This is a genomic window from Sorangium sp. So ce381 (genome assembly GCF_051473845.1).
Classification (GTDB): Bacteria; Myxococcota_A; Polyangia; order Polyangiales; family Polyangiaceae; genus Sorangium; species Sorangium atrum.
In genome coordinates this window covers 2,460,682-2,484,720 of the sequence record NZ_CP150336.1, presented here as the reverse complement: position 1 = coordinate 2,484,720, position 24,039 = coordinate 2,460,682, and the positions used below count along the sequence as shown (strand labels likewise).

Below are 24,039 nucleotides of genomic sequence, written 5' to 3'. Positions count from 1 at the left end.
CGCTCGCAGACGAGGGCGGTACGGCGGATTCGCGACCGATCGGAGCTGTCATAGTTCTTCTACCTCAGTGAACGGGAACTGAATCGCCAGGAGGAGCCAGTCCCCGCTCGTGGGTTCGGAGATACTGAGCTTCGAGCCGTAGACGACCGCGAGTTCGAGCAGCCCGAGCGCCTGAGCGTCATCATCCGGAACATCGTGCTCTAGCTGCTCTCGATACCAGGCCATCGGGTCCGGCTGATTGGCCAGCTGGACAGCATGGTTGTAGAACTTGGCGCTCTGCTCGTTGATCGGGACCTCCGCCTCGACGAGGATGTGGTTCTGCTTCTTGCGGAACCGCATCTTGATCTCGCCGGTGGCGCCGTGATTCCGGTATATCGCTTCCAGCAATTCGTTGAAGAACGTCGATAGCAAGGTCGCGTGGCGCTCGGGGTCATCCTCATTGGCGCTCGCGTACCTCGCGAGGAAATTGGCTAGCTGATGACAGTGGTTCCACCGTTTACTGAAGCCACCGACCGAGAAGTTCGCGGAAATGACCATGCCGTCCGCCGGTAATGCGGGCGGCGGTCGCAAGGTCGGAGCTATGTCGGCCTGCTTGGAAACGGACATCAAAGCCTCGGGGGTTGGTTGACAAGTGAGGCACGAACGAGGTTACCCGGGTTCGGGGTGCCCCGTCGAGTGCATCGCGAGGTTTCCAGCGAGCGCCATCCGGGCCTTCACGCGGCAGAAACGTCAGCGGCCGCCCGGTCGGTTGCACCAGGCATGCCACCGCGCCGTAAACTTTCTGTGATGCAGCTCTCATTTATCGAAGATCACTGGCCCCATGACCAGGTGAACCGATGTAGGGCACCGTCTGCTGGTCGACGGTTCCGTTCGGCCGTTTCGCGCTGATCCGGGTGAAACGGGCTCCGCTTGCCTCGGCACGCGATGTTCGTGGGTCACCACGACAGGCAGACATTTTGTCCACAGAGCACCCGCGCCGGCGGCGCCATTTGTAATTCGCTACACATGTACTCCCCGCTCGCCATCGGCGGAGCGCACAGTGGTTGACCATCAGACCATTTAGAGCAGCAGAAGAGAGGTAATCGAAAGTGCGTCGCTGCTGTCAACCCCTTCCTGCGCGCGACGAAGGCGCGCTCAGACATCGTGTGGTCCCGCGAGTCGCCGCGGGAGTGCGAGGAGATCCGTGCGCCCACCTACCACCTAGCCCATCGCGCGCCTGGGCCGAGTGCGTCTCTCGGACGCGGATTCGGTATGCGGGCCTCTCGCGCGGGAGTCGGCGTCTCGGGGCAGCGCCGCGACGCGCCCGCGCCGGGCGGGCGCTCGCGGCTGGCGCCGGGTGTCGTCTGGCGCCCCGGGAGCGCTTCACAATATGGATGGTGCCGCGGCCCTCGACCTGCTGCGGGGCGCCGCTCGACCGAGCGCCCCTGCCTTCGGCGCGAGCGGCGCGAGCGGCGCGAGCGGCGCGAGCGGCGCGAACGGCGCGAGCGGCGCGAACGGCGCGAACGGCGAACCAACGCGCGAGGTCGGACATGGCAACGATTGAGCTTGACAATCAACCACGGAGGCCACGTGTGTTCGCCGTTGCGCTGCCCGGCGCTGCTGCGCCCCGCCTCCCGAGCGCAGCGCGCAGCGCGGCCCGATCGCGGGCTCGCGCCGTGCAGCGCCGCCGCGGCGCGCGCGACCGGCGCCTCCGTGTCACCGCGGCGCAGCGCCGCGCCGCTCGATGGCGTCGAGCTCGTCCATCACCGCCTTCACCCGCGGATCCGTGGGATCGACGGCGCGCGCCTTCTCGTACGCCGCGCGCGCGTCCTTCAGCTGGCCCGACTGCGCCAGCGCGTTGCCCAGGTTGATCCAGGCGCTCCCGAGCTTGTCGTCGAGCCGGAGCGCCTCGCGGTAGAGCGCGGTCGCCTTCTGCAGGTCGCCGCGGAGGTGGTACGCATACCCGAGGTTCGAGCGGTACGTGGCGCGCGCCGGGTCGCGCGCCACCGCCGCCTCCAGATGCGGAACGGCGCGCGCGGGATCGTTCGCGGCGAGGAGCGCCGTCCCGAGGTCGTTCTGCAGGCGCGCGTCCGCCGGCGAGAGCCGCGCTGCGCGCTCGTAAGCGCGGATCGCGTCGGCCGTCCTCCCCGCGGCCAGGAGCGCTGTCCCGAGGTTCGCCTGCCGCTCCGCGTCCCCGGGGGCGAGCTCCGCGGCGCGCGTCAGCTCGCGGACGGCGTCTTGCAGGTTGCCGAGCGCGAGGTGAGCGACGCCGAGCGCGGAGTGTGCCTCGGCGTCGCTCGGGGCGAGCTCCGCGGCACGTGTCAGCTCGCCGAGCGCCGCGTCGGCGCGGCCGAGGACGAGGAGTGTGCGGCCGAGCTCGAGGTGCGCGAGCGCGTGATCGGGCTCGAGCGTCACCGCGCGCTTCAGCTCCGGGAGCGCGGCGAGCAGCGTCCTGTCGCCCGGCGCCCCGTTGTAGTCGGTGGACACGCCGGCCCTGGCGATCGCCGCGCGCTGGGCGCCGACGATCGCGGCGGCGTCCTTCCTGTCGAGCTGCGCGGCCGCGCGATAGGCCCCCTCGGCAGCGGCGAAATCGCCGCTCGCATAGGCGGCGTCGCCCTCTTCGAGCTTCCTGTCCGCCGGCGTGCCGGTGCCGCGCGCGACGCGCGGAGGAGGGCTCGCCGCCGCTGCCTCGCTGGTGGACGGCGCGTCGAGCGGGACGCCCGAGCCGACCGGCGCGCCCACCTCGCCCGGGGCAGCGACGCTCCCCGCAGGCGGCGCGGGCGCCGCGTTCGCCTGCGGATCGAGCCGGGTAGACGGCGCGGGGACCTCCGCCGAGGGTCGCGACGCCGGCGCCGGCGAGCGCGACGCCGCCGGGGCGCAGCCGGCGAGCGCGAGCAGGACGCCGAGCCGGCGGATCGCTCCGCAGGCGCTCACAGCTTGTACGGGGTCATCGCGTGCTCCTTGCCGTCGTAGCGGAGCAGCACAGGCTTGTTATCCATCTTCGTCGCCACGCCGACCGGCCGCTTCCAGCACCGGACGAGCGCCACGAGCGTCTCGCGCGCGTAGTCGGCGCGCAGGTCGAAGCCGCCGTGCACGTGCTCGAGCAGGAGCTCTCCCCGGTTGCCGTAGTTGGCGTCGACGACACGGATGTACGGGTCGCCGAAGTTCGTCAGCTGGAAGAGGAGCTTCTCCTTCACCTCCTTGAACTCGCGGCTCTCGATCTCGAACCTGTCGTTCCGCCCCGAGAAGCCGAACGTGTACATCTTCTGCTCGATCACGAACTCCGGCGTCAGGAACTCGTCGATGAAGGTCACGTCGTTGTAGAGCGCGCGCACCTGGAAGATCTTCTCGCGGCCGAGGCCGAGCCGCATGTCCCAGGTGCGCTTCGCGTCGAGGTCCGCGCACTCCTCCCACTCGCGGCCGAAGCGGCCCTTGTTCCATCGCTCCTCGATGTAGCGATAGAGCTCCACGCCGACCTTGTAGGGGTTGAAGCGGCCCGGCGCCGTCGCCATGACACCGGCGTTGTTCTCGGCGTAGTCGATGATCTCGGACGCATCGAGGACCTTCTCGGTCATCATCTTCGAGTGCCAGTACGAGGCCCACCCCTCGTTCATGATCTTCGTCTGGCGCTGGGGGACGAAGTAGTAGGCCTCCTCGCGGATGATCTCGAGCACGTCGCGCTCCCACCGATCGAGCGGCGCGTGATCGAGCAGGAACTTGAGCACGTCGCGCTCCGGGCGCTCCGGCACCTTGCGCTCCGGCTTTCTCTGGTCCTGCCGCTTCTTCCGCTGCGCCGCGAGGATCTCCTCCGGGTTGATGAAGGAGTCCATGTACTCCTTGGCCCGGAGCTTGTAGGTGTCCATCGGCTCCTCCGTGGGCTCCTCGTCCTCCTTGGGCGCAGGACGGCCGCTGAAGGGGGCCCACGGGTCGATCAGGTTCTCGAGCGAGAGGCAGTGGTCGACGAACGCCTCGACCTTGTTGATGCCGTAGCGCTCGATGTGGCGCGACACGCGCGCGCCGTGGTTCGCCATCTTGTCGATCCACTTGCGGTCCGGATCGTAGGCGTCGCTCTTCCGCACGGGGTCGAGGATCGGGCCGCGATGGTCGAGATCGGTCGAGCGGAAGCAGAAGTTGTTCTTGAAGAAGTCGACGTGCGCGTACACGTGCGCCATGACGAGCTTCTGGTCGGTGAGCGAGTTGCCCTCGAGCAGGTACGCGTACGAAGGGTTGTTGTTGATGACCATCTCGTAGATCTTCGAGAGGCCATACTCGTAGCTCTTCGAGAGCTGCTCGTACTCCATGCCGAACCGCCAGTGCGGGTAGCGGCTGGGGAAGCCGCCGTACGCGGCGATCTCGTTCATCTGGTCGTACGTCAGCATCTCGAAGATGACGGGGAAGAAGTCGAGCCCGTAGTCCTGGGCGATCTTCTCGATGCGCTCCTTCTCGGTGCGCAAGTAGCGGGGAAGCGCGGTGTTCAGGGCGAACTTGCTCATACCGCTCTACTTCCCCTTCCCCAGGAAATCCTTGATGCTGCCCACGATGGCGTCCTTGTCCCTGATCTCGCTCACCACCACCCGATCGTCCTGCGAGAAGTGCTCTTTCAGATCCTTGATGAACTGGCCCGAGCCGTACGGGCTCTCGACCTGCCCGTAGGCGAACATGTTGACCCGCGGCAGGATCTGGGTCTTGAGCACGTCCACGCAGGAGAGCGTGTCGTCCATCGACCAGTTGTCGCCGTCGGAGAAGTGGAACGGATAGATGTTCCACTCGTCCGGCGGGTAGTCGTTGTCGATGATCTGCGAGCAGAGCTTGTAGGCGCTCGAGATCATCGTGCCGCCGGACTCGCGCGTGTGGAAGAACGTGTCCCGGTCGACCTCGCGGGCGATCGCGTCGTGGATGATGAAGCGCGACTCGAGGCCCTTGTACTGGCGGGTCAGCCACGCATCGATCCAGAACGACTCGATGCGCACGATCTCCTTCTGCTCGTCGCCCATCGACCCGGAGACGTCCATCATGTAGATGATGACCGCGTTCGCGACGGGCTCGGTGATCGTCTTCCACGAGCGGTAGCGCTTGTCGTCCGGGACGGGGACGACGACGGGCGCCGTCGGGCGGAACGTCCCGCTCGAGATCATCCGCTTCAGCGCCTCGCGGTACGTCCGCTTGAAGTGGCGCAGCGACTCGGGGCCCACCCTGCGGATGCCGGAGTAGCGATCGTGGGCGTTCGAGATCTTGCTCTTGCCCTTGTCCTGGATGTCGGGCAGCTCGAGCTCCTCGCCGAGGATGCCGGCGAGCTCCTCGAGCGTGACGTCGACCTCGAGGAGGTGGTCCCCCTCGCCGCTGCCCGCCTGCCCCTGGCCGGGCTGCTTGTCGTCCGAGCCCCCCACGGGGTCGCCGGGGTTGCCGTCGCCCTGCCCCACGCCGCCGCGCTGCTTGTCGCCGAAGCGGAAGCGCGGGATGTCGATCTGAGGGATGGGAATCGAGACGAGGTCCTTCCCCTTTCGCCCGATGAGCTCGCCCTGCGAGATGTACTTGCGCAGGTTCTCGCGGATGCGGCCGCGAACGATCTGACGGAAGCGCCCGTGATCCTGGTCGATCTTCAACGACACGCTCGCGAGTGTAGCATCGGAAGCCGCCTCGGGTCCGCACGTTCGGCGGGCCGCCGAGGTCTCCCGCCCCGGGGGCGTCGCTTCGCCGCTTCCCCGCTTCCGTTCGGCATCTCCATCTCCACTTCCCCTTCCCCACGTCCCCGCCGTTGCCCCACCGCCACGCCCGCCCGTCGTGAACTGACCCCGTGTTAGCCTCGGCGCCGTGCTTTTCCGAGCGCGCTCCCTCCTCGTGTTCCTCGTGCTCGTGGTCCTCGCGGGGCCGGCCCTCGGGTGCGGCTCCCGAGAGCAGCTCGCCGGGCTGCCCGATCTCGCGGGCGCAGGGGGCGCCCCCGACGCGCCGCCCCCGGACCCGCCGGTGTGCCGGGAGGACGGGCTCCCCTGCCAGGGCGCGGCGGACTGCTGCAGCGCCGTGTGCGCGCAGGGGATCTGCGGCGGCGACAGCTGCGCGCGGGACGGCGCGCCGTGCGCCGCCCCGGGCGACTGCTGCGCCGGCCTGTGCACAGGCGGGCTCTGCGGGCAGGGCTGCTCCGCCGACGGGGCGCCGTGCCAGAGCGCGGCGGACTGCTGCACCGGGCGCTGCAACGCGGGCATCTGCGGCGGGTGCATCTCGGACGGGGACGCGTGCGGCTCGGCCGACGCGTGCTGCTCCGGCGCCTGCGCGCAGGGCGTGTGCGGGGGCGCGGCGTGCTCGCACGCGCCCTGCGAGATCGGCGCGCCGCTCGCCGCGGAGTGCGGCGGGTGCGCGGCGGAGCTCTGCCGGTTCGATCCGTTCTGCTGCACCACCAGCTGGGACGAGATCTGCGCCGGCGAGGTCCCCAGGCTCTGCGGGCTGGTCTGCGCCGAGTGCGCCGAAGACGGCAGCCGCTGCGCGTCCGGCGAGGCGTGCTGCAGCGGCGCGTGCGAGGACGGCGTCTGCCGGCCCCCGTGCACGCCCGATGGCCAGCCGTGCGCGGACGCCGGCGAGTGCTGCAACAGCAGCTGCCAGGACGGCCTCTGCGGCGGCCCCGCTTGCCCATCGGACGGGACGGGCTGCGGAGGATGTGTGGCCGAGAGCTGCTGCGCGCAGCTGAACCAGTGCCTGCTCCGCTCCGCCTGCGCGGACGACGTGGCGTGCTTCTTCGGCTGCCTCGACGAGGGGAGCGGCCCCGCCGTCTGCGGCTTCGAGTGCATCCACAGCCCGGAGACGTTGCAGCTGCTGCGCTGCGTGGGCACGAGCTGCGGCGGCGGCACCTGCTTCTGACGCGGGGCGCGATGGCGTCGCGAGGGGAGAGGGTCTCGCGCGGGCGACGCGCTCGCCGCGCCTGCGGCTCCTCCGAGCGCGTCTGGAGCGCGGATTTGCCGGGCGCCTGACGCGCAATAGGCGCTTCCGCCGGGGTTGGCTACAGCGGATCCTGATTTCGATTCCGGTGCTTCCCGCCGACTTTCCGACCGGGAAAGAGGGAAGGCTGTGGCACCATGAGTCCACGAGCGAGCTCATGTCGAGAGAGCTCGGGGGGAGGGCTCAATGCCGAGAGGCGAGACATCGAAGGATACGTCCAAGCAGAGGAAGCGGGTTCAGAGCAGCGAGCGCGAGCAAGCTGCGCCTGCGAGCTCCCAGGGTGAGGCCGGTCGGAAGGCGCCGCGCAGGCGGACGAACGCCGCTGCCGGCGCACGGATGGCCGCTGGGTCGACCCGGCGGGTGACCCGGGCGAAGAAGGGAGCGAGCAAGGCAGGAGCGAGCGCCGCGGGGCGACCGAGCGCGCCGCGGAGCACCGCGACGGCGCAGAAGAAGAAGACCGGCAGCGCGTCGAGGAAGACGACCGCCGGACAGACGAGCCGGCAGCAGAGCGGCGCGGCCAAGAGGGCGGCCACGACGAGGAAGCGGACCGCCACCGGTGGCGCGGCGGGGCGCGGCCGGAGCTCGGCCGGCGCGACGCCTGCCGGCGGGCGCAAGACGACGCGCGCGGCGGGCGCGAAGCGCGCGACGCCGCAGCGCGCAGCAGCGATGAGGAAGCCGTCCGCCAGCGCTCGCGTCGGGCGCGGAGCAGCACGGCGAACGAAGGCGGCGCAGCCGGGCGCGCAGAGGGCGGGGCAGAAGCGCGCGACCGCCGGCAAGCGGTCGGCGGCCAGCTGAGCTGCAGCATCGGGCGCGCCGCTCGCCGCGGAGCGCCCAACCGCACCTTTCCCGTCGCATCCCATCACGGACATCCGAAGAAGGCGCCGGCAGAGGCTCGGCTGTCGAGCCTCCGCGCCCGGCCGCGATCAGGGCGGTGACGGCAACGGCTCGCCGACCATGAGGACCACCCAGGTGGCGGCCAGGAAGGGATACGGCGCCCCGCCGAGGCCTGGTATCGCCGACCGCCCGCGCCGCGCGCAGAGGGGGCAGCCCGCGTCGCCGCGCCGGCCGAACAGGTACCGGCGCGAGGACGGCGGCGACGCAGGACAGACCTGAACTTCATCGCCCTCCATCACTCCGCGCAACCCCCCCATCTCGCCCTGCAGCGGAAGCGCCTCCGTGCGCCCGATCTCCTGCGACGCCCCGCGCGACAGCGGAGCGCGACCGCCCTCGCGAAGCCAGCGCTCGATGGCCCGACAAGCAGCCGCTGGCGTAGGGCGATGCTGGACCATCGTAGGAATGTTCCTTCTGCCGAGCCGAACACAAGCGGCCCAGGCTCCGGATGTAACCCCGCACTGCGGGCGAGGTTCATCCTAGCAGGATCCCCGGACCATGCATGGATGACATTCCGTATCTGCGTGGTGCTTCCCACCGCGACAGCCTGTTGTCTCGGCTGTCGTCATGATTGTCGTCTCGTACGCTGCCGTCTGCTCCCCCTGCTCAATCGATATCTCCGAGGCGCACGCGGAGGGCAGGGCGGCGACATGGCTGCGCAGCGCGGCAGCGTGCCCCGCCGCCGGCTCGCGCGCAATGGAGCACAGACGCTCCCCGGCTCGCGCTCTCCAGCGATCAGGCGAGGCGGATAGCAACAGGACATCCCGGAGAGGCGCGAAGGCGAGCCCCGATGGCGCGCGGCGCTCGCCGGGTCGAGCGGAGAGGACGCTCTCCGCCCATCGTCAAGGATCGTTTGCGGGGCAGCTCGGGATGGAGACGACGTGGCTCAGGAGAATACCGACATGCGTCCTTCAGCCCTGGCGCGAAGCTCCGGGGCCGGCGCACGGGCGCCGGCGGAGCGGCGGACGCGAGCGAGGCAGGTCACTGCGGGATGGGGATCGGCGGCGGCTCGTCGTCGGGCACGATGCAGGACGACAGGTCGAACAGCATGAAGAGCAGCGCCTTCTCCTGAGCGCTCAGCTCCTCCGTGGAGCACCCCCCAGGGAAGGGCGGGCCCGTGAGGTCCGCCGCAGAGACATGGATGTCCGTGAACACGAGGCGCCCGCACTGCTGATCTTCTGCGGCGTCGACGGGCGTGTTGAAGGTGAAGTACTGGACCCCGGGCGGCTCGGGTTCATCGTAATAGATCCACCGGGTCGAGATGCCTTCGGTCACGTCGCTCACCGTGTGCTGCGCGCCGTTGATCACGATCTCGCCGGGGACGTCCGACGCGCCGACGTTGACGAGCCACTCCGCGAGCGCTTGCCCCTTCGGGAGCGTGGTGTCCACGAGCGCCGTGAGGGGGCTCTCCGGGTCCTCGATGTTGTTGTCCCAGACCGCCGTGTCCGGGAACGGCGCCGGCCCCTTCTTCAGCCAGACGTTGTGCCAGTGGGACGCGAACACGCGCCCGCCGAGCGAGGTATAGTCCAACATGGCCTGGCGCGCGGGGCCGGGTTTGTCTTCCTGGTGCGGATCGCCCTCGCAGGCGAGGATCACCATGTCGTACTGGCGCAGGGCCTCGACGGTCCCCCAGAGGCTCGTGGCCGGGGTGAACTCCGCGCCTTGATTCAGGCCATCCGCATAGCGCGTCGTCACCACGTGATCGACGTCCCCGCGGCCGGCGAACAGGTTGATCCGTCCGGTCCCGGTCTCCGGCGTGAACTCGCTCTCATCGATCCCGAGCTTGTGCAGCAAGCACTCGAGCGGATCGGCGCCGCCCGTCGTGAGCGCGATCTTCGGGATGTGCCCCTCCGATTGGTTGCGCGGCAACCGGATGATCCCGGCGTCCGTCGCGGTGTCCTCGCATCGCTTGACCACGGGGAGCGTCATCTCGCGGCGCCATTTGCCCACCTGGACCACCAGCGGGATGTTCTCGCCGACCGGCACGTCCTCCAGGACGAACTTTCCTTCCGTATCGGTCAGCGCCGTCACGAGGGGTGAGCCGGAGAGCGTCGCGCTGCACTGATCACAGGTCGCGCCGTCGGGGATGGGATCGAGCGGCGCATTCGGGACGTAGACGATCACGTTGTAGAGCGGCAGTTTGCCCGAGGGGTCGTATACGGTGCCGCTCACCGTGGTCTTCGCCCCGTTCTCGCATTCGACCTGCTGGCATTCGAGGCCCTCGCAGCCCCCTGCGCCTCCGACGCCGCTCCCGCTGGCGATCGCCGGGAAGCCGCCGAAGCCACCGCCGCTTCCACTCCCGCCGCCAGGCCCAAAGCCGCCAGGCCCCGCGCCGCCGGACGCTATGGGCGCCGTGCCCCCGGTATCTCCGCAGGAGCATCCAGCCATGACGCCCGGTGCTACAGCGATCGCAGCCATCAAGACTCCCGCCTTGCCCGACCAAGTCACCATTTCGAGCCTCCCGGCGACGCGAGCAAAGGTGCTCTGCTGCCGCCCAGTCTCTATCGTATGCCAGACTGTAGAAATCGGGAAGTATGTCCAGCAAAGAGCAGGAATGGAGCGATGGGTTATTAGGGCGAGTCCTGATACCTCTGACTACCGCGTCCGCGGGGGACACGCGTGTCGCGCGGTCGGACGGCCTGGACAGCGGATCTCCGTGCGTCCGACATGGTGCGTGACGCAATGACAAGAGGGATTGACGGATAGATGATTCGTGACGAGCGCGTTGCCCTGGCGCTCCGCGCAATCGCGCCGCGAGCGAGGCCCCGCGACGAGCGCCTCTCGCGCCTCCGGCTCGCCTGAGCCCGCTTCGGGCCGGGCCGGCGGATTACTGCGGATCGACGCGGGTCAGCCCGAACCAGAGCACGGCGTGCCACCGCTCGTGCCACTTCAGCAGCATCGGCCCGATCGCGAGCCCGGGCTCCACGGTCCGCAGCTCGTCCTTGAGCGCGCTCACGGGCCAGGGATTGCCGAACGCCTTCTCGCCATACGTCAGCGCGAGCGTCGGCTCGCCGTCGAGCTCCGAAGGGAGCAGCTGCGCCTTGAAGCGGCACACCCGGCTCCCGAAGACCACGTTGGTGCCGGAGTTGCCGCCATGATCGAACTCGTTCCCTTTCCAGGGCATCCAGCGCGACGCGAGCGCCGTGATCAGCGGGCGCGTCGCCAGGTGGATCCCGGCCGTCGGCTGCAGGGCGAGCAGGCGCCCTCGCGGTAGATCGCCGAGCTCCGCCGGATCCGCCGGCTTCCCTGCCTCGTAGAACTGCCTCAGCGTACCCGGGTGCGCGCCCACGAGGCTGTCGAGGGAGGTCGTCCTGGTGCCATGACGGTGCCCGACGGACGGGCGTGCGCTCTGCTCGCTCTGGGTGGTCATCGGAACGCCTGGCATTCCACCGCGTCCGACAAGGGTCAACGGCAACCGTCAGCGCTCGTCTTCGCCCGGTCGCCCCGGTTCCTTCGGTTCCCCCGGTTCCCCCGCGCTCGCCGTGCTCGCCTCTCTCGCCTCGCCGAGAGACGCCGCGCCGCCCGCGACGATCGCCTCGTACGCCCGGCGTACGCGCTCGGTGATCGCGCCGTAGCGCGCGAGCAGCTCGCGCGCGGCCTCGGCCGCGGTGCGGCCCCGGATGCCCGTCCGACGCGCGAGGGTCGGGACCCCGGGCGCGTCCTCCTCGAGGAGCTGCGAGGCGTCGGCGTGCACGATGCGGATCCGCTGCTCCAGCTTGCGCAGGAACGCGTGGCCGTCCCGGAACGTCTCGGCGTGCTGGGCCGAGAGGTGTCCGGCCGCGGCGAGCGCGTCGATCGCCGCGAGCGTCTCGGTGGTCCTGACGCGCGGATCGGTGCCGTGCCGGATCTGAAGGAGCTGCACCGCGAACTCGATGTCCGCGAGGCCGCCCCGCCCGAGCTTGAAGTCGCGGCGGCCGCGGCGCTCGTGCGAGAGCTCGAGCTCCATGCGCAGCCGGAGCCTGTGGATCTCCTCGGCGATCCGATCGAAGTCGTCCGCCTGGAGGTACGCGGCCTCGTGCGCGATGGCGATCGCCTCCGCCCCGAGCTCGGGATCGCCGGCCGACGCGCGCGCCCGGATCAGCGCGAGCCGCTCCCAGATCGCCGCGCGCATGTGCCGCGCGCCGGGCGACGACTCCGGCTCCGCGGGCGCCGGGGAAGCCGCGTCGGCGCGGCGGATGCCGTGGTAGCGAGCGAACGAGTCCACGGACGTGACGAGCAGCCCCTGGCTGCCCGACGGGCGCAGGCGCGTGTCGAGCTCGTAGCCGGGGCCCGCCGCGTGCGACATGGAGATGAGCCGGATGATCTGCCGCGCGCGCCGCGCGTAGTACGTGCCGGGGTCCGACGCGGCCCCGTGCTCGCCGGGCGGCGCGCACGCCGGGTCGAACAGGAAGAAGACATCCAGATCCGAGCCGTAGCCGATCTCGCGGCCGCCGAGCTTGCCCATCGCGATCACGGCGAGCCCTCTCACGGGCTCGCCCGCGGGCGTCCCCAGCGCGAAGCGCGTCGCGGCCTCGAGCGACGCGTCGGCCAGATCCGAGAGCGCCAGCGTCGCCTCGCGCGTGCCGACCTCGCCGCTCAGGTCGGCGAGGCCGACCTCGATCGTGACGCGCGCCTTGGCGCGCCGGAGCGCCCCGATGAGCGCCTCCTCCGGATCCTCGTCCGGCGACGCCTCGCTGAGGCTGGCCTCGATCGTGTGTCGGATCAGCTCGGCGCTCGGCGCGCCGCGCGCGAACAGGACGGCGTCGACGAGCTCGGGGTACCTCACCATGGCGTCGCCGATGAACGCGCTCGACCCGAGCGCCTCGACGAGCCTGCGGAGCGCGCGAGGATCGTCGCCGAGCATGCGCGCGTAGACGGAGGAGTGCCTGATGCGGGAGAAGCACAGCCGGAGGAAGCGCGCGGCCTGCTCCGGATCGGCGGCGTCGACGACCGCGGCGAGCAGCGTCTCCGCGAGGGACGAGGACGCCTCGCGGCTGCGCGCGCCGAGCAGGCCGTCCGGGTGACGCGAGAGCTCGAAGAGATCGTCGGCGACGTCGCGGAAGCGCGCCGCAAGCGCCGCGTGCGGCTCCGGCGGCGCGGCGGGCTCGGGCGCGGCGCCGCCGGCGCCGGCCGCCGGCTCGCCGCCGAGGACCAGCACGGCGTGCTTCGCCAGCGCCTCGGCGAACGCGTCGCGATCGCCGTGGTCGAGCGCGGCCATCGCGTCGATCCACCGCGACGGCCGGGAGCTCCCCTTCGGCAGGAGCGACAGGAGCCGGGCCTTGATGCGCCCCCGGCGCTGCGCGGTGTCGGCCAGGAACGCCGCGGCGTCCTCGAAGCGCAGGGTCCGCGCGAGGCGCGCGATCTCCGCCTCGCTGTCGGGGAGGAGGTGCGTCTGGACGCCGGTCGCGGATTGCACGGCGTGCTCCGCGCGCCGGAGCGCGAGGTAGCCCTCCACGAGCTCCCGCCCCTCCCGGTCGGTCACGTACCCGAGGGCGCGCAGGCGCCGCAGGCCGTCGAGCATGCCCTGCGCGCGCGCGCGGGGCTCGCGCCCGCCCCAGATGAGCTGCAGGGCTTGCACGAAGAACTCCGCCTCGCGGATCCCGCCCGGGCCGAGCTTCAGGTCGCGCGACGCGTCGTGCGGGAGCTCCGCGCGAGCGCGCTCGACGAGCTCGATCATGTCGACGGCGAGCTGCGGATCGACCTGGCGCCGCCACACGAACGGGCCGAGCACCCCGAGCGCCTCGGCGCCGAAGTCGAGATCGCCGGCGATCTCGCGGGCGCGGAGCAGCGCGGCGCGCTCCCAGAGGCGGCCGAACGACTCGTAGTAGCGCTCGGCGGCGGCCAGCGAGTTGACGAGCGGACCGCTCCGGCCCTCGGGGCGGAGCCGGAGATCCACGCGCCAGACGAAGCCGTCCTCCGTGACCTCCTCGAGCGTCGACGTGAGGCGGCGCGCGACGCGGGCCCAGAAGTCGTGCAGGGTGACCGAGACGGCGCGATCGCCGGGCAGGCCCACGTGCCCGTCGTCCGTGTCGTAGAGGTAGATCAGATCCACGTCGGAGCCCGCGTTGAGCTCGTCGCCGCCGAGCTTCCCCATCCCGAGCACGACGAACTTCGAGCGCGCGCCCGTCGCGGTGCGCGGCTCTCCGAACCGCGCGGTCACGGCGGAGACGGCCTCGGCGAGCGCGACCTCGATCGTGGCCTCGGCGAGGGCGGTGAGCTCGCGCGCGGTGACGTCGATGTCCGCGCCGCCCGCCGACGGCGGGAGCAGCTCGCGCAGCGCGACGCGGATCCGCTCCTCCCGCGCCACGCGCCGGAGCTCCCGCCGGACGCGGTCCGTGTCCGAGACGTCGCCGACGCGGCTCCGGATCCGCGCCAGGTACGTGGCGCGATCGCGGGCCGTCTGGTGGCCTTCCGCCGCGAGCCGCTCCACGATGTCCGGATTTGCCTCGATGATCGCGCCGATCGCGGGGTAGGCGGCCGTCAGGAGCGCCGCGATGGCGAACGGCATCGTCCCGGGACGAAGCCGAGACGACAGCCGCTCCGCGCGGTCCTTCACGCGTTGCTCATCGATCGCGCTGGCGATCTCCAGGAGCCTCGAGACCTGTTGCATGGCGGGAGGCTAGCAAGACCGTGGGGGCGTGAACGGCGGTTCCGCAGGGCCCGACCGCCGGTTTATCGCGACCTGGCCCCACCTCGCGCCTTGGCGGCGTCGCTCTCAGATCCTATGCTCGCCGGGTGCGATTGCTCTGCGTCTCGGATATTCACGGCCACGCCGACGCGCTCGCGGCGGTCCTGGCCACGGCCGAGCGCCGAGGGTACACCCAGCTCCTGGTCGCCGGGGATCTCTGCTTTCCCGGCCCGAAGCCGCTCGAGACGTGGCGCCGGCTCACCCAGGCCAAGGCGGTTTGCGTACAGGGCGTATCGGATCGCGCCCTGGCGACGCTGGACCTCGACAAGGTCAGGGCGCGGAGCGAGCACGAGCGAGCGCGGCTCGATCGCCTGTCCCAGACGCGCACCGAGCTCGGCGAGCTGATCCTTGCGCGGCTGGCGCGGCTCGCCCCGACGTACCGCCTGCCGCTCGAGGACGGCGGCGAGCTCGTCCTGGTCCACGGCTCCCCGGCGGATCCGCTCGAGCCGATCTCTCACGACATGACGGACGAGGAGGTGCTCTCCCTGCTCGGCGACGATCCGGCGGATGTCGTGATCTGTGGTGGTTCCCACGTCCCGTTCGATCGGATGGTGGGCGGCGTGCGCATCATCAACGTCGGCTCGGTGGGTGAAGCGCCGTGCTCGCTGCGGAGCGACGTGCGGGGCGCCGTTGATCACGTGCGCGTCGGTGCGCGCGCCCCTGGCGAGCTTGGCGAGCTTGTGCGGAGCGGTTCCGTCACCGCGTATGGCGCGATGCACGCCGACGCGACGTTCATCGAGATCCGGGCGGGCGAGCTCTGGGTCGAGCAGGTCGTGGTGCCGCTCGGCAGGGCTGCGTGAGCGCGCGGGTGAGCAGGTGCGCGGGTGCGCTCCGTCGGGAGCGCCGCGCAAGTCATGGGAAACGCTCGAACCACGCGGACCACGCGGACCACGCGAACCGCGCGCGACGCTCCGTCACGCACCCTACCCGACAGGGAACATCGCCTGTGCCATGCCCTCCCGCTTGAACCTATTTCAAGGATTTAGGATCATCCTCAGGGAGCATGGGCAGCTACCTCCCCGACGATGACTTCGAGGCCACGCGGGTGGCCAACGTTGGGGAGCTCCACAAGGAGATCCCGGCGCGCTCGCCGAAGGACCGCGCCTACCTCATCGTGCTCGCTGGCTCGAACGTCGGCGAGATGTACCGGGTCGAGGGCGCCGAGATCGTGATCGGCCGGGCATCCGGGGCGACCATCCGGCTGAACGATGACGGCATCTCGCGGCGCCACGCGCGCCTCCTCCAGATGGACAGCCAGGTGCTGATCGAGGATCTCAACAGCTCGAACGGGACGATGGTGAACGGCGAGCACGTCACGCGCGTCGCCCTGCACGACGGCGACAAGATCCGCCTGGGCTCGACGACCATCCTCAAGTTCACCTACCACGACCACCTGGATGAGTCGTTTCAGCAGCAGATGTACGACGCCGCGCTGCGCGACGCCCTCACCAAGGCCTTCAACAAGAAGTATTTCCTGGATCGGCTCGAGACCGAGGTCTCCTATGCCCGGCGGCACGGCGCGCACCTGTCGCTGCTCATGTTCGACGTCGATCATTTCAAGAGGATCAACGACACCTTCGGGCACCTCGCCGGCGACTACGTGCTTGCGAGGATCGCCAAGATCGCGAGCCACACGGTGCGGACCGAGGACGTGTTCGCGCGCTACGGCGGTGAAGAGTTCGGCATCCTGTGCCGCGGCGTGGGGCTCGAGAACGCGGGCATCCTCGGCGAGCGGCTGCGCCTCCTCATCGAGGGGTCGGTCTTCGAGCACGAGGGCGTTCGCATGCCGACGACGATCAGCGTCGGCGTCGCGGCGCACCCCGAGCTCTCGGTGCAGACCGGCATGGAGCTCATCGCGGCGGCCGATGAGGCGCTCTACGAGGCGAAGCGCACCGGCCGCAACCGCGTGCTCCTGAAGTTCGGCGCGAAGCCGTAGAGCGGGGCCCGGATCATCGCAGCGCCGACCCGCGCGGCCGCGGCCGCGGTAAGGCTCCGCGCCACGCCGCCGCGCCACCGGGGCATCTCGGACGATGCGCCCGCAGAACGCGGGGCGACCGGGCGACAGCGCGCGGCCGCTGGCGCGCGCCTCAGTCGATCTTGAGGAGTTCCTTGACCTTGGCGATGACTTGCGGGGCCTGGATGGGCTTCGTGATGTACGCGTTCGCGCCGAGCTGCAGCGCGCGCTGACGATCCTCCTGAGACCCCTCGGTGGTGATGATGATGATCGGGGTGTCCTTGTGGACCGGATCCGTGCGCACGCGCTTGACGAGCTTGAGCCCGTCCATGATCGGCATGTTGATGTCGGTGATGATCACGTCGTACTTGGTCGAGGCGAGCTTGCGGAGACCGTCGACGCCATCGTCCGCCTCGGTGACGCGGAGGTTCTTCACGCGCGCCAGCGCGAAGACCAAGAGCTGCCGCATCATGGGCGAGTCTTCAACGATCAGACACGAGTACTCGGCCATGATCAGTCCTCCAGGTCCAGGAATGCCTGGACGCCAGGCACCTTCCGGCCGGCGTCGGTGAAGAGCCGCGCGTTGATGAGGGCGGGGGCGGCCTGGGCCCCGAGGAGCTTGAAGAGCTCGGTGTCCACGTTCACGAACTCCGTCTTTTGCGGGAGCGTGCTGAAGATCGCGATGACACCCACGGTGCGCCCGTTGAAGTCGAGCGGGATCACTGCAGCGGGATCCTCGATGCTCCCCTTGGAGACGTCCTTGGTCTCGTCGAAGAAGATTTCCCCCTTCGAGAATGCCTGGCCGACGACGCCTTCGGTCACCGGCATGCGCACGATCTCCTCCACCGCGACGCCTTCGCTCGCGATCGAGACGAGCTCTTTACCATCGGGAGACGCCAGGTACACGGAGAAGGCGCCCGCCCCGAGGAACTGCGCCAGGAGCTCCTTCAGGTTGCGGAGGACATGGCGCACGTTGCGCGCCGCGTGCAGCTGCGACAGCGCGACGTACAGGTTCGCGAGGTTCGCTAGCTCTCCCTCCGCCTCCGAGTAGCGGCTGTTGAAGCGGTCCGAGGCCGCCACCATCCGCACCGACTGCGTGACGAGGTCGCGCTTCTCCTGCTCGAGCTCCTCGATCTTGCGGAGCAGATCACGGATGGCCGAGTCGCTCGCGAGGTGCGCGCGGAGCTTGCCGTTCTCCGACTCGAGCTCGGAGATCTTGTCGCGAAGGCGCTCGTTCTCGCGGAGGAGCTCCTCGGTCAGCTGCGCCCCCTTGCGGAAGAACTGCTGAATGAAGGCATCGCGCTCCTTCTTCAGGTCCTCGGGGGGACGATCGCTCGGACGCCCTTTTTTCTCCGTCATTTTATCCCGGGGTTCTCCAGAGCTTCGGACCGTATCATGCGGGGCTGACCGGACGGAAGCGTCGAGCGCGGGCCAGAGGGGTGCCCGGCGCCCCCGCCGAGGGCAGCGACCGGCAGCCGCGTCGCCGTCCCCGCGGACAACGTCGGTTCGGCCCCGCCGGCCCTACCCCGGGGACCGGACCCCGCCGTCTCGGCCCCCCTGCCCCCGTTGCCCCCACCGCCACGACTACGCCCTCTCCAGCTGCTTCATCTGCTTCAGCAACCTGGTCCACCTGCGCAGCTCCCGTCCGAGCAGCACGGGTGACTTCTGGAGCGACGCGATGTCGCGCGCCCCGACGAGCAGCATGACCGCCCGGAGCTCGGCCTCGACGGTCTCGAGGTACCGCACCGCTCCGTCCCGTCCCCCCGAGACGAACGCCTGGAGGACCGGACGCGCGATCCCGGCAGCATGCGCGCCGAGGGCAATCGCTCGAGCGATGTCAAGGCCGCTCGTGACGCCCCCGGTCGCGATGATGGTCTTGAAACGAGGACGGATAGCGCGGGCGATGAGCACCGAGGCGGCCGTGGGCACACCCCATTCGCGCAGCGCCTCACCGAGGGAGCGGGCTGCTCCCTCGGCGCGCGCCGTCTCGACGGCGACCCAGGAGGTGCCTCCGGACCCGGAGACGTCCAGATCGCGGACGCCTGCCCGGACCAGGCGGTACGCCGTCCCCGGGCCGATCCCGCAGCCGGTCTCCTTCGCGATGACCGGCACGCTGAGGCCGCTCGCGAGCCGGGCCATCGCGTCCAGCGCGCCGGCGAAGTCCCGGTCGCCGCCCGGCTGGACCAGCTCCATCGCGGGGTTCATGTGGACGCAGAGCGCGTCGGCGCCGACCTGGGCCACGAGCTCGGCGACCGCCTCCGTCGACAGCGATCGCGCCTGCACGGCGCCGATGTTCCCGAGGAGGAGGGTGGTCGGAGCGTGCGCGCGGACCTCGTACGTCGCGGAGGCGTCGCCGTTCAGCATCGCCCGCTGGCTCCCGAGCCCGAAGCCGTACCCGCGCTCCTCGGCGATCTGCGAGAGCTCCCGGTTGATCGCGTGCGCGCGCGCCGTCCCGCCGGTCATGGCCGCGATCAGGAGCGGAGCGCGGAGCCGCTTCCCGAGCAGCAGCACCGAGGTGTCGATCGCGTCGAGGGAGAGCTCCGGCAACGCGTCGTGGATCAGCTCGACCTGCTCCAGCAGCGTGGTCTTGGCTCGAAACCCGACATCACCGGTCGCGCAGAGCTCGATGTGGTCCGCTTTCCTCTCGGAGATGTCCTTCGCCTCTTCCGTCATGGGGGCACAACTTTACGCGGTCGCCGACCGCCGTCGAAAAGGAAGTGGCATGGACAAAGAAACGCCAAAATTCGCCCCCCCGGGCCAGGCGTTGCCGCCCGGTCCGCCTTCTGCTGTAGCTACGGGGGAACTACCGCGCGACCGCCGCGCGGCGGTGGCATACAGTAGCTGTATGGACCTCCCGGACGAACCGCAGATCCGCTGGATCCTTCGCACGACCGCAGCGCTCCTCCAGCACGGCGCGGAGCCGGTGCGCGGGCTGGTGCAGCCGACGGCCGAGTTCTTCCCGGACGCGTTCGACGGCTCGCCGAAGACGGTGGCCGCCCTGATGCTGCGGGTCCAGGAGCACGCCGGGCTCCAGGATCTCCCGGTGGAGCTCGCGGTGGTCACCCCGGAGGGGCAGGCCAGCACCGTGAGCTGCTCGAGCGGCGCGTGCGGCGGGATGGCGCTGGAGTCGAAGCTGGAGCGCGTCGCCCCGCGCGGCGACGGCGGGTACCGGGTCGCGCTCTCCGCGGGCGAGCTCCGCAACCCCACGGTGCTCACGACGGCGTTCGTGCGCGCCGTGGCGTACATGTTCCTGAGCGAGGCCGGCGCCTTCGACGCGCTCGCGCCGTCGGACCGCGAGCCCGCCGTGGATCTCGCCGCCGTGCTGCTCGGCTTCGGCGTCCTCGCGACGAACGGCTCTTACCTGTACGCGAAGGGCTGCGGCGGCGTGCAGGTGCACTCGGCGACCAAGATGCCGGTCGACGAGCTCGCGCTCGCGCTCGCCATCTACTGCCGGCTGCACGACGTGCCCGATCGGACCGCCGCGCGGCACCTCGACGTGACGCCGCGCGCCCACTTCGACGAGTCCGCCGTCTGGGCCAGCTCCAACGCCGCGCTCGTCCGCATGCTGCGCGCCGCGCCGGACCGGATCGCCGCGGACGACTACGCGATCGGCGAGTCGAGGAGCTGGCTGGCCCGCGCGCTCGGCCTCGGCAAGCGCCGGCCGGCGCGGACGGCGGACGACGAGCTGCGCGAGCTCGAGCGAGAGCTCGCGCCCGCGGCCGGCGCGGCGAAGCCGCGACCGCTGGACGAGGGCAAGGCCAAGAAGCTTGCCGAGATCCGTGCTCTCGTGGACGAGAGCCTGGGGAGCTGAATGAGCGTACGACTCTGGGACAAAGGGGGCGCGACCGACGCCCAAATGCTGCGTTACACCTCGCGCGACGACTGGCAGCTCGATCAGCGCCTGCTCGCGTACGACCTGCGGGCCACCGTCGCGCACGTCCGCGGGCTCGCGCGGATCGGCGTGCTCAGCGAGGCGGAGCGGGACGCGCTCGTCCGCGAGCTCGAGGTGCTCGCGGCGCAGAACGAGGCCGGCGAGCTGCGGCTCACCGAGGACGACGAGGACGGCCACAGCGCGATCGAGGCCGCGCTGGTCGCCCGCATCGGCGACGCGGGCAAGAAGGTGCACACCGGCCGGAGCCGCAACGATCAGGTGCTCGTCGCCACGCGCCTGTACGAGCGCGACGCGCTCGACGAGCTCGCCGAGAACGCGACGGCCGGCGCCCGCGCGCTGCTCGATCTCGCCAGGCGCGAGGCGGAGACGCCGATGCCCGGCTACACGCACCTGCAGCGGGCGGTACCGTCGTCCGTCGGCTACTGGGCCGCCTCGTTCGTCGAGGGGCTCACCGACGCGATCGACGTGGTGCGCGCGACGCGGGCGCTCGTCGATCGCTGCCCGCTCGGGGGCGCCGCGGGCTTCGGCGTGAACCTCCCGCTCGATCGCGTCGGCGTCGCGCGCGAGCTCGGGTTCGCCGGCGTGGCGCTGAACCCGCTCGCGTCCCAGACGTCGCGCGGCATCATCGAGGCGCAGATCCTCGCCGCCGCGTGGCAGGTGATGGCCGTGAGCCGCCGGCTCGCGTGGGATCTCAGCCTGTTCGCGATGAGCGAGCTCGCGTTCATCCGCCTCCCGGAGGCGTTCACGACCGGCTCGTCGATCATGCCGCAGAAGCGCAACCCCGACGTCGTCGAGCTCATGCGCGCCGCGTGCTCCGTCGTCCAGGGGGCGCTCGCCGAGGTGCAGTCGATCGTGGCGCTCCCGTCGGGCTACCACCGCGACCTCCAGCTCACGAAGGGCCCCACGATGCGCGGGCTCGACGAGGCGCTCGCGACGTCGCGCCTCTTGCCGCGGCTCGTCGAGGGGCTCGCGTTCGACCGGGAGCGCATGGCCCGCGCGATCACGCCGGAGTGCTTCGCCACGGATCGCGCCGTCGAGCTCGCCGTGGAGGGCGTCCCCTTCCGCGAGGCGTACCGCAAGGTCGCGGCCGAGATCGCGGCGCTGCCGGCCGGCGACGCCGCGGCGAGCCTCCGCGCGCGCGTGTCGCTCGGAGCTCCGGGCAACCTCGCGCTGGACGATCTGGCCCGCAGGCTCGATCGCCACGCCCGCTAGCTCCGCCCGTCAGAGCTCCCGCGGTGGGCGCGCGCGCCGCGCCGTCGCCGCCCGCCCGAGGTCAGGGGCCCGGCTCCGCGTGTCAGCGATCCCTGATGGAATTCCTGACGCGCGGAGCTAGCGCTTCCGCGTCAGCTCGCGGACGGCGCCTGGGTCCGCGACCAGCACGAGGGTCGCCATGTCGAGGAACAGCCCCGTGTCGACGACGCCGGGGATCTTGCGGATGCGCGCGTCGACCGCTGCGGGCGCGTCCATCGGGCCGAACGCGGTGTCGAGGATCCAGTTGTGGTTGTCGGTCTGGAAGGGGTACCCGTCCGCGTTCTTGCGGATCGCCGGCTTGCCCCCGAGCGCGGTCAGGTGCCGCGCGGCCGTCGTGCTCGCGAAGGGCACCACCTCGACGGGGATGGGCACGCGCGAGCCGAGCTTCTCGACGAGCTTCTCGGGCGTGACGAGGATGATGAACTCCGCGGCCTCGTAGGCGACCACGCGCTCGCGGAGGAGCGCGCCGCCGAGGCCCTTGATGAGGCCGAGGTCGGGCGCCACCTCGTCGGCGCCGTCGACGGCGACGTGGAAGCGCTCGACTTCCTCGAGCGACACCATCGGGATGTTCTCGCGGCGGGCGAGCTCCGCCGAGCGCTCCGACGTGGCGACGCCCTTGATCTGGAGCCCACGGCGGACGCGCTCCCCGAGGCGGCGGATGAAGGCCTCGGACGCGCGCCCGGTGCCGAGCCCGAGCAGCATCCCGCTGTCCACGCGCGCGAGCGCGGCGTTGGCGATTCGATCGAGGTCGGAGGGGTCCGGTCCCGCGGTGCTCATGCGCTGCTCATCGGCCATCGGGACCGTCAGCGCAACGGGATTTTGTCGAGCTCGTCGAGCGGCCCCGGGCAGAGCGGCCGGAGCCTGCAGCCCTTGCACTCGGCGCCGGTCCAGATCGCCTCGAACGTCCCCTGCATCTCGTCGAGCAGGAGGTCGTCGTCCGTGAGCACGCCCGCCTCGAAGTTCCGCCGCCCCTCGCCCTTCGCCCCGAGCCCGGCGCCGGTGAGGTTCGCGGAGCCGAGGTACAGGAGCGCGCCGTCGACGGCGATCATCTTCAGGTGGACCCGCGGGCAGCGGCGCATCTCGATCGGCGGCCGGGGCCGCCGGCGGAGCTCGGCGCGGAAGGCGCGCGACGGGACGCCGGCGTGCAACAGGCGCAGCTCGACCCCCCTCGCGGCGAGCGCGTCGAGCAGGTCGAGGAACGACATGTACCGGCCGCGCGCCCGCGCCCTCGATCCGATGGGCGCCTCCACGCGCAGCTCCTTCACGTTGGCCGTCGCGATCCACACGGAGACGCGCGCGTTCGCGACGGCGCCCATCACGAGCGCGTCGTAGTGCGCCCTGTCGCGGAGGAGCGTCAGCTCGACGCGCCGCTTCAGCGGCGATCGCGCCTTCGCCTCGGGTTCGGTCCCCGCGCGTGCCCGCGCCCGCGGGCGCGCCGGCCGAGCGCTCACGCCCGTCGACCGGCGCTGGAAGGCGCCTGATCGAGCTCGAGATGGGCGCTGAGCAGGGCCCGGACGTCCTCCGGCATCGGGACCGACACCAGCTGCACGAGGTCGGTGGTCACCACCGTGTGCCGCAGCTCCGCCGACAGCACGCCGTCGTGGGCGCGGTGCATGCGGTACCGGAGCGTGGCGCTCCGCCGGCCGATATGGACGACCGACGTCTCGATCCGGAGCGCCTGGCCGTAACGCACCGGCGCCGCGTAGTCGGCCTCGACCCGCACCGCCGGCAGCCCGATCCGCCGCTCGAGGATGAGCCCGGCGTAGCCTCCCTCGAGCGGCGCGAAGAACCGCTCCATCGCCTCGTGCGCGTAGTTGAGGAAGCGCGCGAAGAAGACGATGTTCGCGGCGTCCACGTCTTCGAACTTGATCGGGCGCTCGAGGGAGACCATCGCGGCTAGGACAGGTCCTCGGCGAGCTTGTCCAGGGTCGCCCTCCCGAGCGGCGCCTTCACCGCGTAGCGCGGGTGCCCGACGACGATCGACACCGTCGCCTTCTTCGCCTTGATCGCGGCCTGCGCCTCGGCCGGGAGATCCACCTTGAGGTAGTGCACGGCCGTCGTGCGATCCTCCATCGATCCGTCGCGCTTGCCGAGCGCCCGCGCGGCGACGCCGTCGACCTCGATCGACACCGTGTCCTCGAGGCCCACCAGATCGACGAGCATCCGGTCGCGCAGCGCTCGATCGGGGATCTCGACGAAGAGCGTCATGCTGAGCTGCCCTGCGCCCGGGATGAGATCGTTGTACGTCTCGATCTCGTGGAGGATGCCGCTCTCGCTCGTGATGCGCTCGGTGCGGAGCATCTCCTGGATCTGGAAGAGCACCGAGTCGCGGTTCTCGAACACCGCGGTCAGGTGGTCTCCGATCGGCACGCGGCGGGGCCGCTTCTCCTGGATGATGCGGCTCCGGAACCGCTCGCGGATCGCCTCGTATTCGCCGATCCCGAGCACCTCGTTGCGATCGATGGGACGCATGACGCT

22 protein-coding genes are annotated in these 24,039 nt (G+C 70.9%); 6 read left to right on the top strand and 16 right to left on the bottom strand.

All coding sequences use genetic code 11. The features are described 5' to 3' along the window. Window positions 1-48 precede the first annotated feature (48 nt). Entirely contained in the window at window positions 49-606 is a 558-nt protein-coding gene (locus WMF29_RS09495) for a hypothetical protein (protein WP_272101454.1), read from the bottom strand. Window positions 607-1,369: 763 nt separating this feature from the next. Here WMF29_RS09495 and WMF29_RS09490 point away from each other — a divergent pair. Beyond that, a complete protein-coding gene (locus tag WMF29_RS09490) occupies window positions 1,370-1,543 on the top strand; it encodes a hypothetical protein (protein ID WP_437328529.1) in 174 nt (57 codons plus the stop codon). A 152-nt stretch (window positions 1,544-1,695) separates the two neighbouring features. On the opposite strand, the gene WMF29_RS09485 is transcribed toward WMF29_RS09490, so the two are convergent. The 3 genes from WMF29_RS09485 to WMF29_RS09475 are packed head-to-tail and all read right to left on the bottom strand — an operon-like array spanning window position 1,696 to window position 5,588. Next, entirely contained in the window at window positions 1,696-2,913 is a 1,218-nt protein-coding gene (locus WMF29_RS09485) for a tetratricopeptide repeat protein (RefSeq protein ID WP_437328528.1), read from the bottom strand. Beyond that, complete coding sequence (locus WMF29_RS09480) at window positions 2,910-4,472, bottom strand: SpoVR family protein (RefSeq protein WP_437328527.1); 1,563 nt, start codon at window positions 4,470-4,472, stop codon at window positions 2,910-2,912. Before WMF29_RS09480 ends, WMF29_RS09485 begins: the two co-directional genes overlap by 4 nt. A gap of 6 nt (window positions 4,473-4,478) precedes the next feature. Next, complete coding sequence (locus WMF29_RS09475; RefSeq protein ID WP_272101451.1) at window positions 4,479-5,588, bottom strand: DUF444 family protein; 1,110 nt, start codon at window positions 5,586-5,588, stop codon at window positions 4,479-4,481. A gap of 202 nt (window positions 5,589-5,790) precedes the next feature. On the opposite strand from WMF29_RS09475, the gene WMF29_RS09470 reads away from it, so the two are divergent. After that, the gene (locus WMF29_RS09470) at window positions 5,791-6,828 is read left to right on the top strand and encodes a hypothetical protein (protein ID WP_437328526.1); all 1,038 of its coding nucleotides are present in this window, start codon (window positions 5,791-5,793) and stop codon (window positions 6,826-6,828) included. Window positions 6,829-7,142: 314 nt separating this feature from the next. On the opposite strand, the gene WMF29_RS09465 is transcribed toward WMF29_RS09470, so the two are convergent. The 5 genes from WMF29_RS09465 to glnE form a co-directional block, all read right to left on the bottom strand. Next, a complete protein-coding gene (locus WMF29_RS09465) occupies window positions 7,143-7,766 on the bottom strand; it encodes a hypothetical protein (RefSeq protein ID WP_437328525.1) in 624 nt (207 codons plus the stop codon). Between the two features lie 63 nt (window positions 7,767-7,829). Continuing rightward, on the bottom strand, window positions 7,830-8,036 hold the full coding sequence (locus WMF29_RS09460) for a hypothetical protein (RefSeq protein ID WP_437328524.1): 207 nt from the start codon (window positions 8,034-8,036) through the stop codon (window positions 7,830-7,832). Window positions 8,037-8,778: 742 nt separating this feature from the next. After that, complete coding sequence (locus tag WMF29_RS09455; protein ID WP_437328523.1) at window positions 8,779-10,185, bottom strand: carboxypeptidase-like regulatory domain-containing protein; 1,407 nt, start codon at window positions 10,183-10,185, stop codon at window positions 8,779-8,781. A gap of 439 nt (window positions 10,186-10,624) precedes the next feature. Then, window positions 10,625-11,167 carry a hypothetical protein gene (locus WMF29_RS09450; RefSeq protein ID WP_437328522.1) on the bottom strand — a complete coding sequence of 181 codons (543 nt, stop codon included), beginning with the start codon at window positions 11,165-11,167 and terminating at the stop codon, window positions 10,625-10,627. A 48-nt stretch (window positions 11,168-11,215) separates the two neighbouring features. After that, window positions 11,216-14,386 carry a bifunctional [glutamate--ammonia ligase]-adenylyl-L-tyrosine phosphorylase/[glutamate--ammonia-ligase] adenylyltransferase gene (gene glnE, locus WMF29_RS09445; RefSeq protein ID WP_437328521.1) on the bottom strand — a complete coding sequence of 1,057 codons (3,171 nt, stop codon included), beginning with the start codon at window positions 14,384-14,386 and terminating at the stop codon, window positions 11,216-11,218. Window positions 14,387-14,511: 125 nt separating this feature from the next. Here glnE and WMF29_RS09440 point away from each other — a divergent pair, with 125 nt between their 5' ends. Continuing rightward, window positions 14,512-15,264: a metallophosphoesterase family protein gene (locus WMF29_RS09440; RefSeq protein ID WP_437328520.1), complete on the top strand. Its 753-nt coding sequence runs from the start codon at window positions 14,512-14,514 to the stop codon at window positions 15,262-15,264. Between the two features lie 203 nt (window positions 15,265-15,467). Continuing rightward, the gene (locus WMF29_RS09435) at window positions 15,468-16,400 is read left to right on the top strand and encodes a diguanylate cyclase (protein WP_437328519.1); all 933 of its coding nucleotides are present in this window, start codon (window positions 15,468-15,470) and stop codon (window positions 16,398-16,400) included. Between the two features lie 151 nt (window positions 16,401-16,551). Here WMF29_RS09435 and WMF29_RS09430 read toward each other — a convergent pair whose 3' ends face one another. The 3 genes from WMF29_RS09430 to fni all read right to left on the bottom strand — a co-directional run bounded on the left by WMF29_RS09430 (window position 16,552) and on the right by fni (window position 19,091). Further along, complete coding sequence (locus WMF29_RS09430) at window positions 16,552-16,929, bottom strand: response regulator (RefSeq protein ID WP_012234398.1); 378 nt, start codon at window positions 16,927-16,929, stop codon at window positions 16,552-16,554. A 2-nt stretch (window positions 16,930-16,931) separates the two neighbouring features. Beyond that, window positions 16,932-17,777 carry a GAF domain-containing protein gene (locus tag WMF29_RS09425; RefSeq protein ID WP_272101442.1) on the bottom strand — a complete coding sequence of 282 codons (846 nt, stop codon included), beginning with the start codon at window positions 17,775-17,777 and terminating at the stop codon, window positions 16,932-16,934. A 225-nt stretch (window positions 17,778-18,002) separates the two neighbouring features. Next, complete coding sequence (gene fni / locus WMF29_RS09420) at window positions 18,003-19,091, bottom strand: type 2 isopentenyl-diphosphate Delta-isomerase (RefSeq protein ID WP_437328518.1); 1,089 nt, start codon at window positions 19,089-19,091, stop codon at window positions 18,003-18,005. A 172-nt stretch (window positions 19,092-19,263) separates the two neighbouring features. Between fni and WMF29_RS09415 the strand changes: the two genes are divergently transcribed. Then, window positions 19,264-20,229 (top strand): hypothetical protein, encoded by a 966-nt coding sequence (locus WMF29_RS09415; protein ID WP_437328517.1) that lies wholly within the window; start codon window positions 19,264-19,266, stop codon window positions 20,227-20,229. Continuing rightward, window positions 20,230-21,522, top strand: a complete 1,293-nt coding sequence (gene argH / locus WMF29_RS09410; protein ID WP_437328516.1) for an argininosuccinate lyase — start codon at window positions 20,230-20,232, stop codon at window positions 21,520-21,522. A 117-nt stretch (window positions 21,523-21,639) separates the two neighbouring features. Here argH and rpiA read toward each other — a convergent pair whose 3' ends face one another. The 4 genes from rpiA to WMF29_RS09390 are packed head-to-tail and all read right to left on the bottom strand — an operon-like array spanning window position 21,640 to window position 24,033. Further along, on the bottom strand, window positions 21,640-22,338 hold the full coding sequence (gene rpiA / locus WMF29_RS09405; protein ID WP_437328515.1) for a ribose-5-phosphate isomerase RpiA: 699 nt from the start codon (window positions 22,336-22,338) through the stop codon (window positions 21,640-21,642). 26 nt (window positions 22,339-22,364) lie between these two features. Beyond that, window positions 22,365-23,012, bottom strand: a complete 648-nt coding sequence (locus tag WMF29_RS09400) for a phospholipase D family protein (RefSeq protein ID WP_437328514.1) — start codon at window positions 23,010-23,012, stop codon at window positions 22,365-22,367. Continuing rightward, a complete protein-coding gene (locus tag WMF29_RS09395; protein ID WP_437328513.1) occupies window positions 23,009-23,452 on the bottom strand; it encodes an acyl-CoA thioesterase in 444 nt (147 codons plus the stop codon). The genes WMF29_RS09400 and WMF29_RS09395 overlap by 4 nt, the downstream gene beginning before the upstream one ends. Window positions 23,453-23,457: 5 nt before the next feature. Then, window positions 23,458-24,033, bottom strand: a complete 576-nt coding sequence (locus tag WMF29_RS09390) for a DUF3501 family protein (protein ID WP_437328512.1) — start codon at window positions 24,031-24,033, stop codon at window positions 23,458-23,460. Window positions 24,034-24,039 lie beyond the last annotated feature (6 nt).

What these genes read in the sequence shown, in the direction of transcription:
- WMF29_RS09495 (WP_272101454.1), bottom strand. Translation starts at nt 606, where the DNA reads ATGTCCGTTTCCAAGCAGGCCGACATAGCTCCGACCTTGCGACCGCCG.
- WMF29_RS09490 (WP_437328529.1), top strand. Translation starts at nt 1,370, where the DNA reads ATGGATGGTGCCGCGGCCCTCGACCTGCTGCGGGGCGCCGCTCGACCG.
- WMF29_RS09480 (WP_437328527.1), bottom strand. Translation starts at nt 4,472, where the DNA reads ATGAGCAAGTTCGCCCTGAACACCGCGCTTCCCCGCTACTTGCGCACC.
- WMF29_RS09465 (WP_437328525.1), bottom strand. Translation starts at nt 7,766, where the DNA reads ATGGGATGCGACGGGAAAGGTGCGGTTGGGCGCTCCGCGGCGAGCGGC.
- WMF29_RS09460 (WP_437328524.1), bottom strand. Translation starts at nt 8,036, where the DNA reads ATGGAGGGCGATGAAGTTCAGGTCTGTCCTGCGTCGCCGCCGTCCTCG.
- WMF29_RS09455 (WP_437328523.1), bottom strand. Translation starts at nt 10,185, where the DNA reads ATGGCTGGATGCTCCTGCGGAGATACCGGGGGCACGGCGCCCATAGCG.
- WMF29_RS09450 (WP_437328522.1), bottom strand. Translation starts at nt 11,167, where the DNA reads ATGACCACCCAGAGCGAGCAGAGCGCACGCCCGTCCGTCGGGCACCGT.
- glnE (WP_437328521.1), bottom strand. Translation starts at nt 14,386, where the DNA reads ATGCAACAGGTCTCGAGGCTCCTGGAGATCGCCAGCGCGATCGATGAG.
- WMF29_RS09435 (WP_437328519.1), top strand. Translation starts at nt 15,468, where the DNA reads ATGGGCAGCTACCTCCCCGACGATGACTTCGAGGCCACGCGGGTGGCC.
- WMF29_RS09430 (WP_012234398.1), bottom strand. Translation starts at nt 16,929, where the DNA reads ATGGCCGAGTACTCGTGTCTGATCGTTGAAGACTCGCCCATGATGCGG.
- WMF29_RS09425 (WP_272101442.1), bottom strand. Translation starts at nt 17,777, where the DNA reads ATGACGGAGAAAAAAGGGCGTCCGAGCGATCGTCCCCCCGAGGACCTG.
- fni (WP_437328518.1), bottom strand. Translation starts at nt 19,091, where the DNA reads ATGACGGAAGAGGCGAAGGACATCTCCGAGAGGAAAGCGGACCACATC.
- WMF29_RS09415 (WP_437328517.1), top strand. Translation starts at nt 19,264, where the DNA reads ATGGACCTCCCGGACGAACCGCAGATCCGCTGGATCCTTCGCACGACC.
- argH (WP_437328516.1), top strand. Translation starts at nt 20,230, where the DNA reads ATGAGCGTACGACTCTGGGACAAAGGGGGCGCGACCGACGCCCAAATG.
- rpiA (WP_437328515.1), bottom strand. Translation starts at nt 22,338, where the DNA reads ATGAGCACCGCGGGACCGGACCCCTCCGACCTCGATCGAATCGCCAAC.
- WMF29_RS09395 (WP_437328513.1), bottom strand. Translation starts at nt 23,452, where the DNA reads ATGGTCTCCCTCGAGCGCCCGATCAAGTTCGAAGACGTGGACGCCGCG.
- WMF29_RS09390 (WP_437328512.1), bottom strand. Translation starts at nt 24,033, where the DNA reads ATGCGTCCCATCGATCGCAACGAGGTGCTCGGGATCGGCGAATACGAG.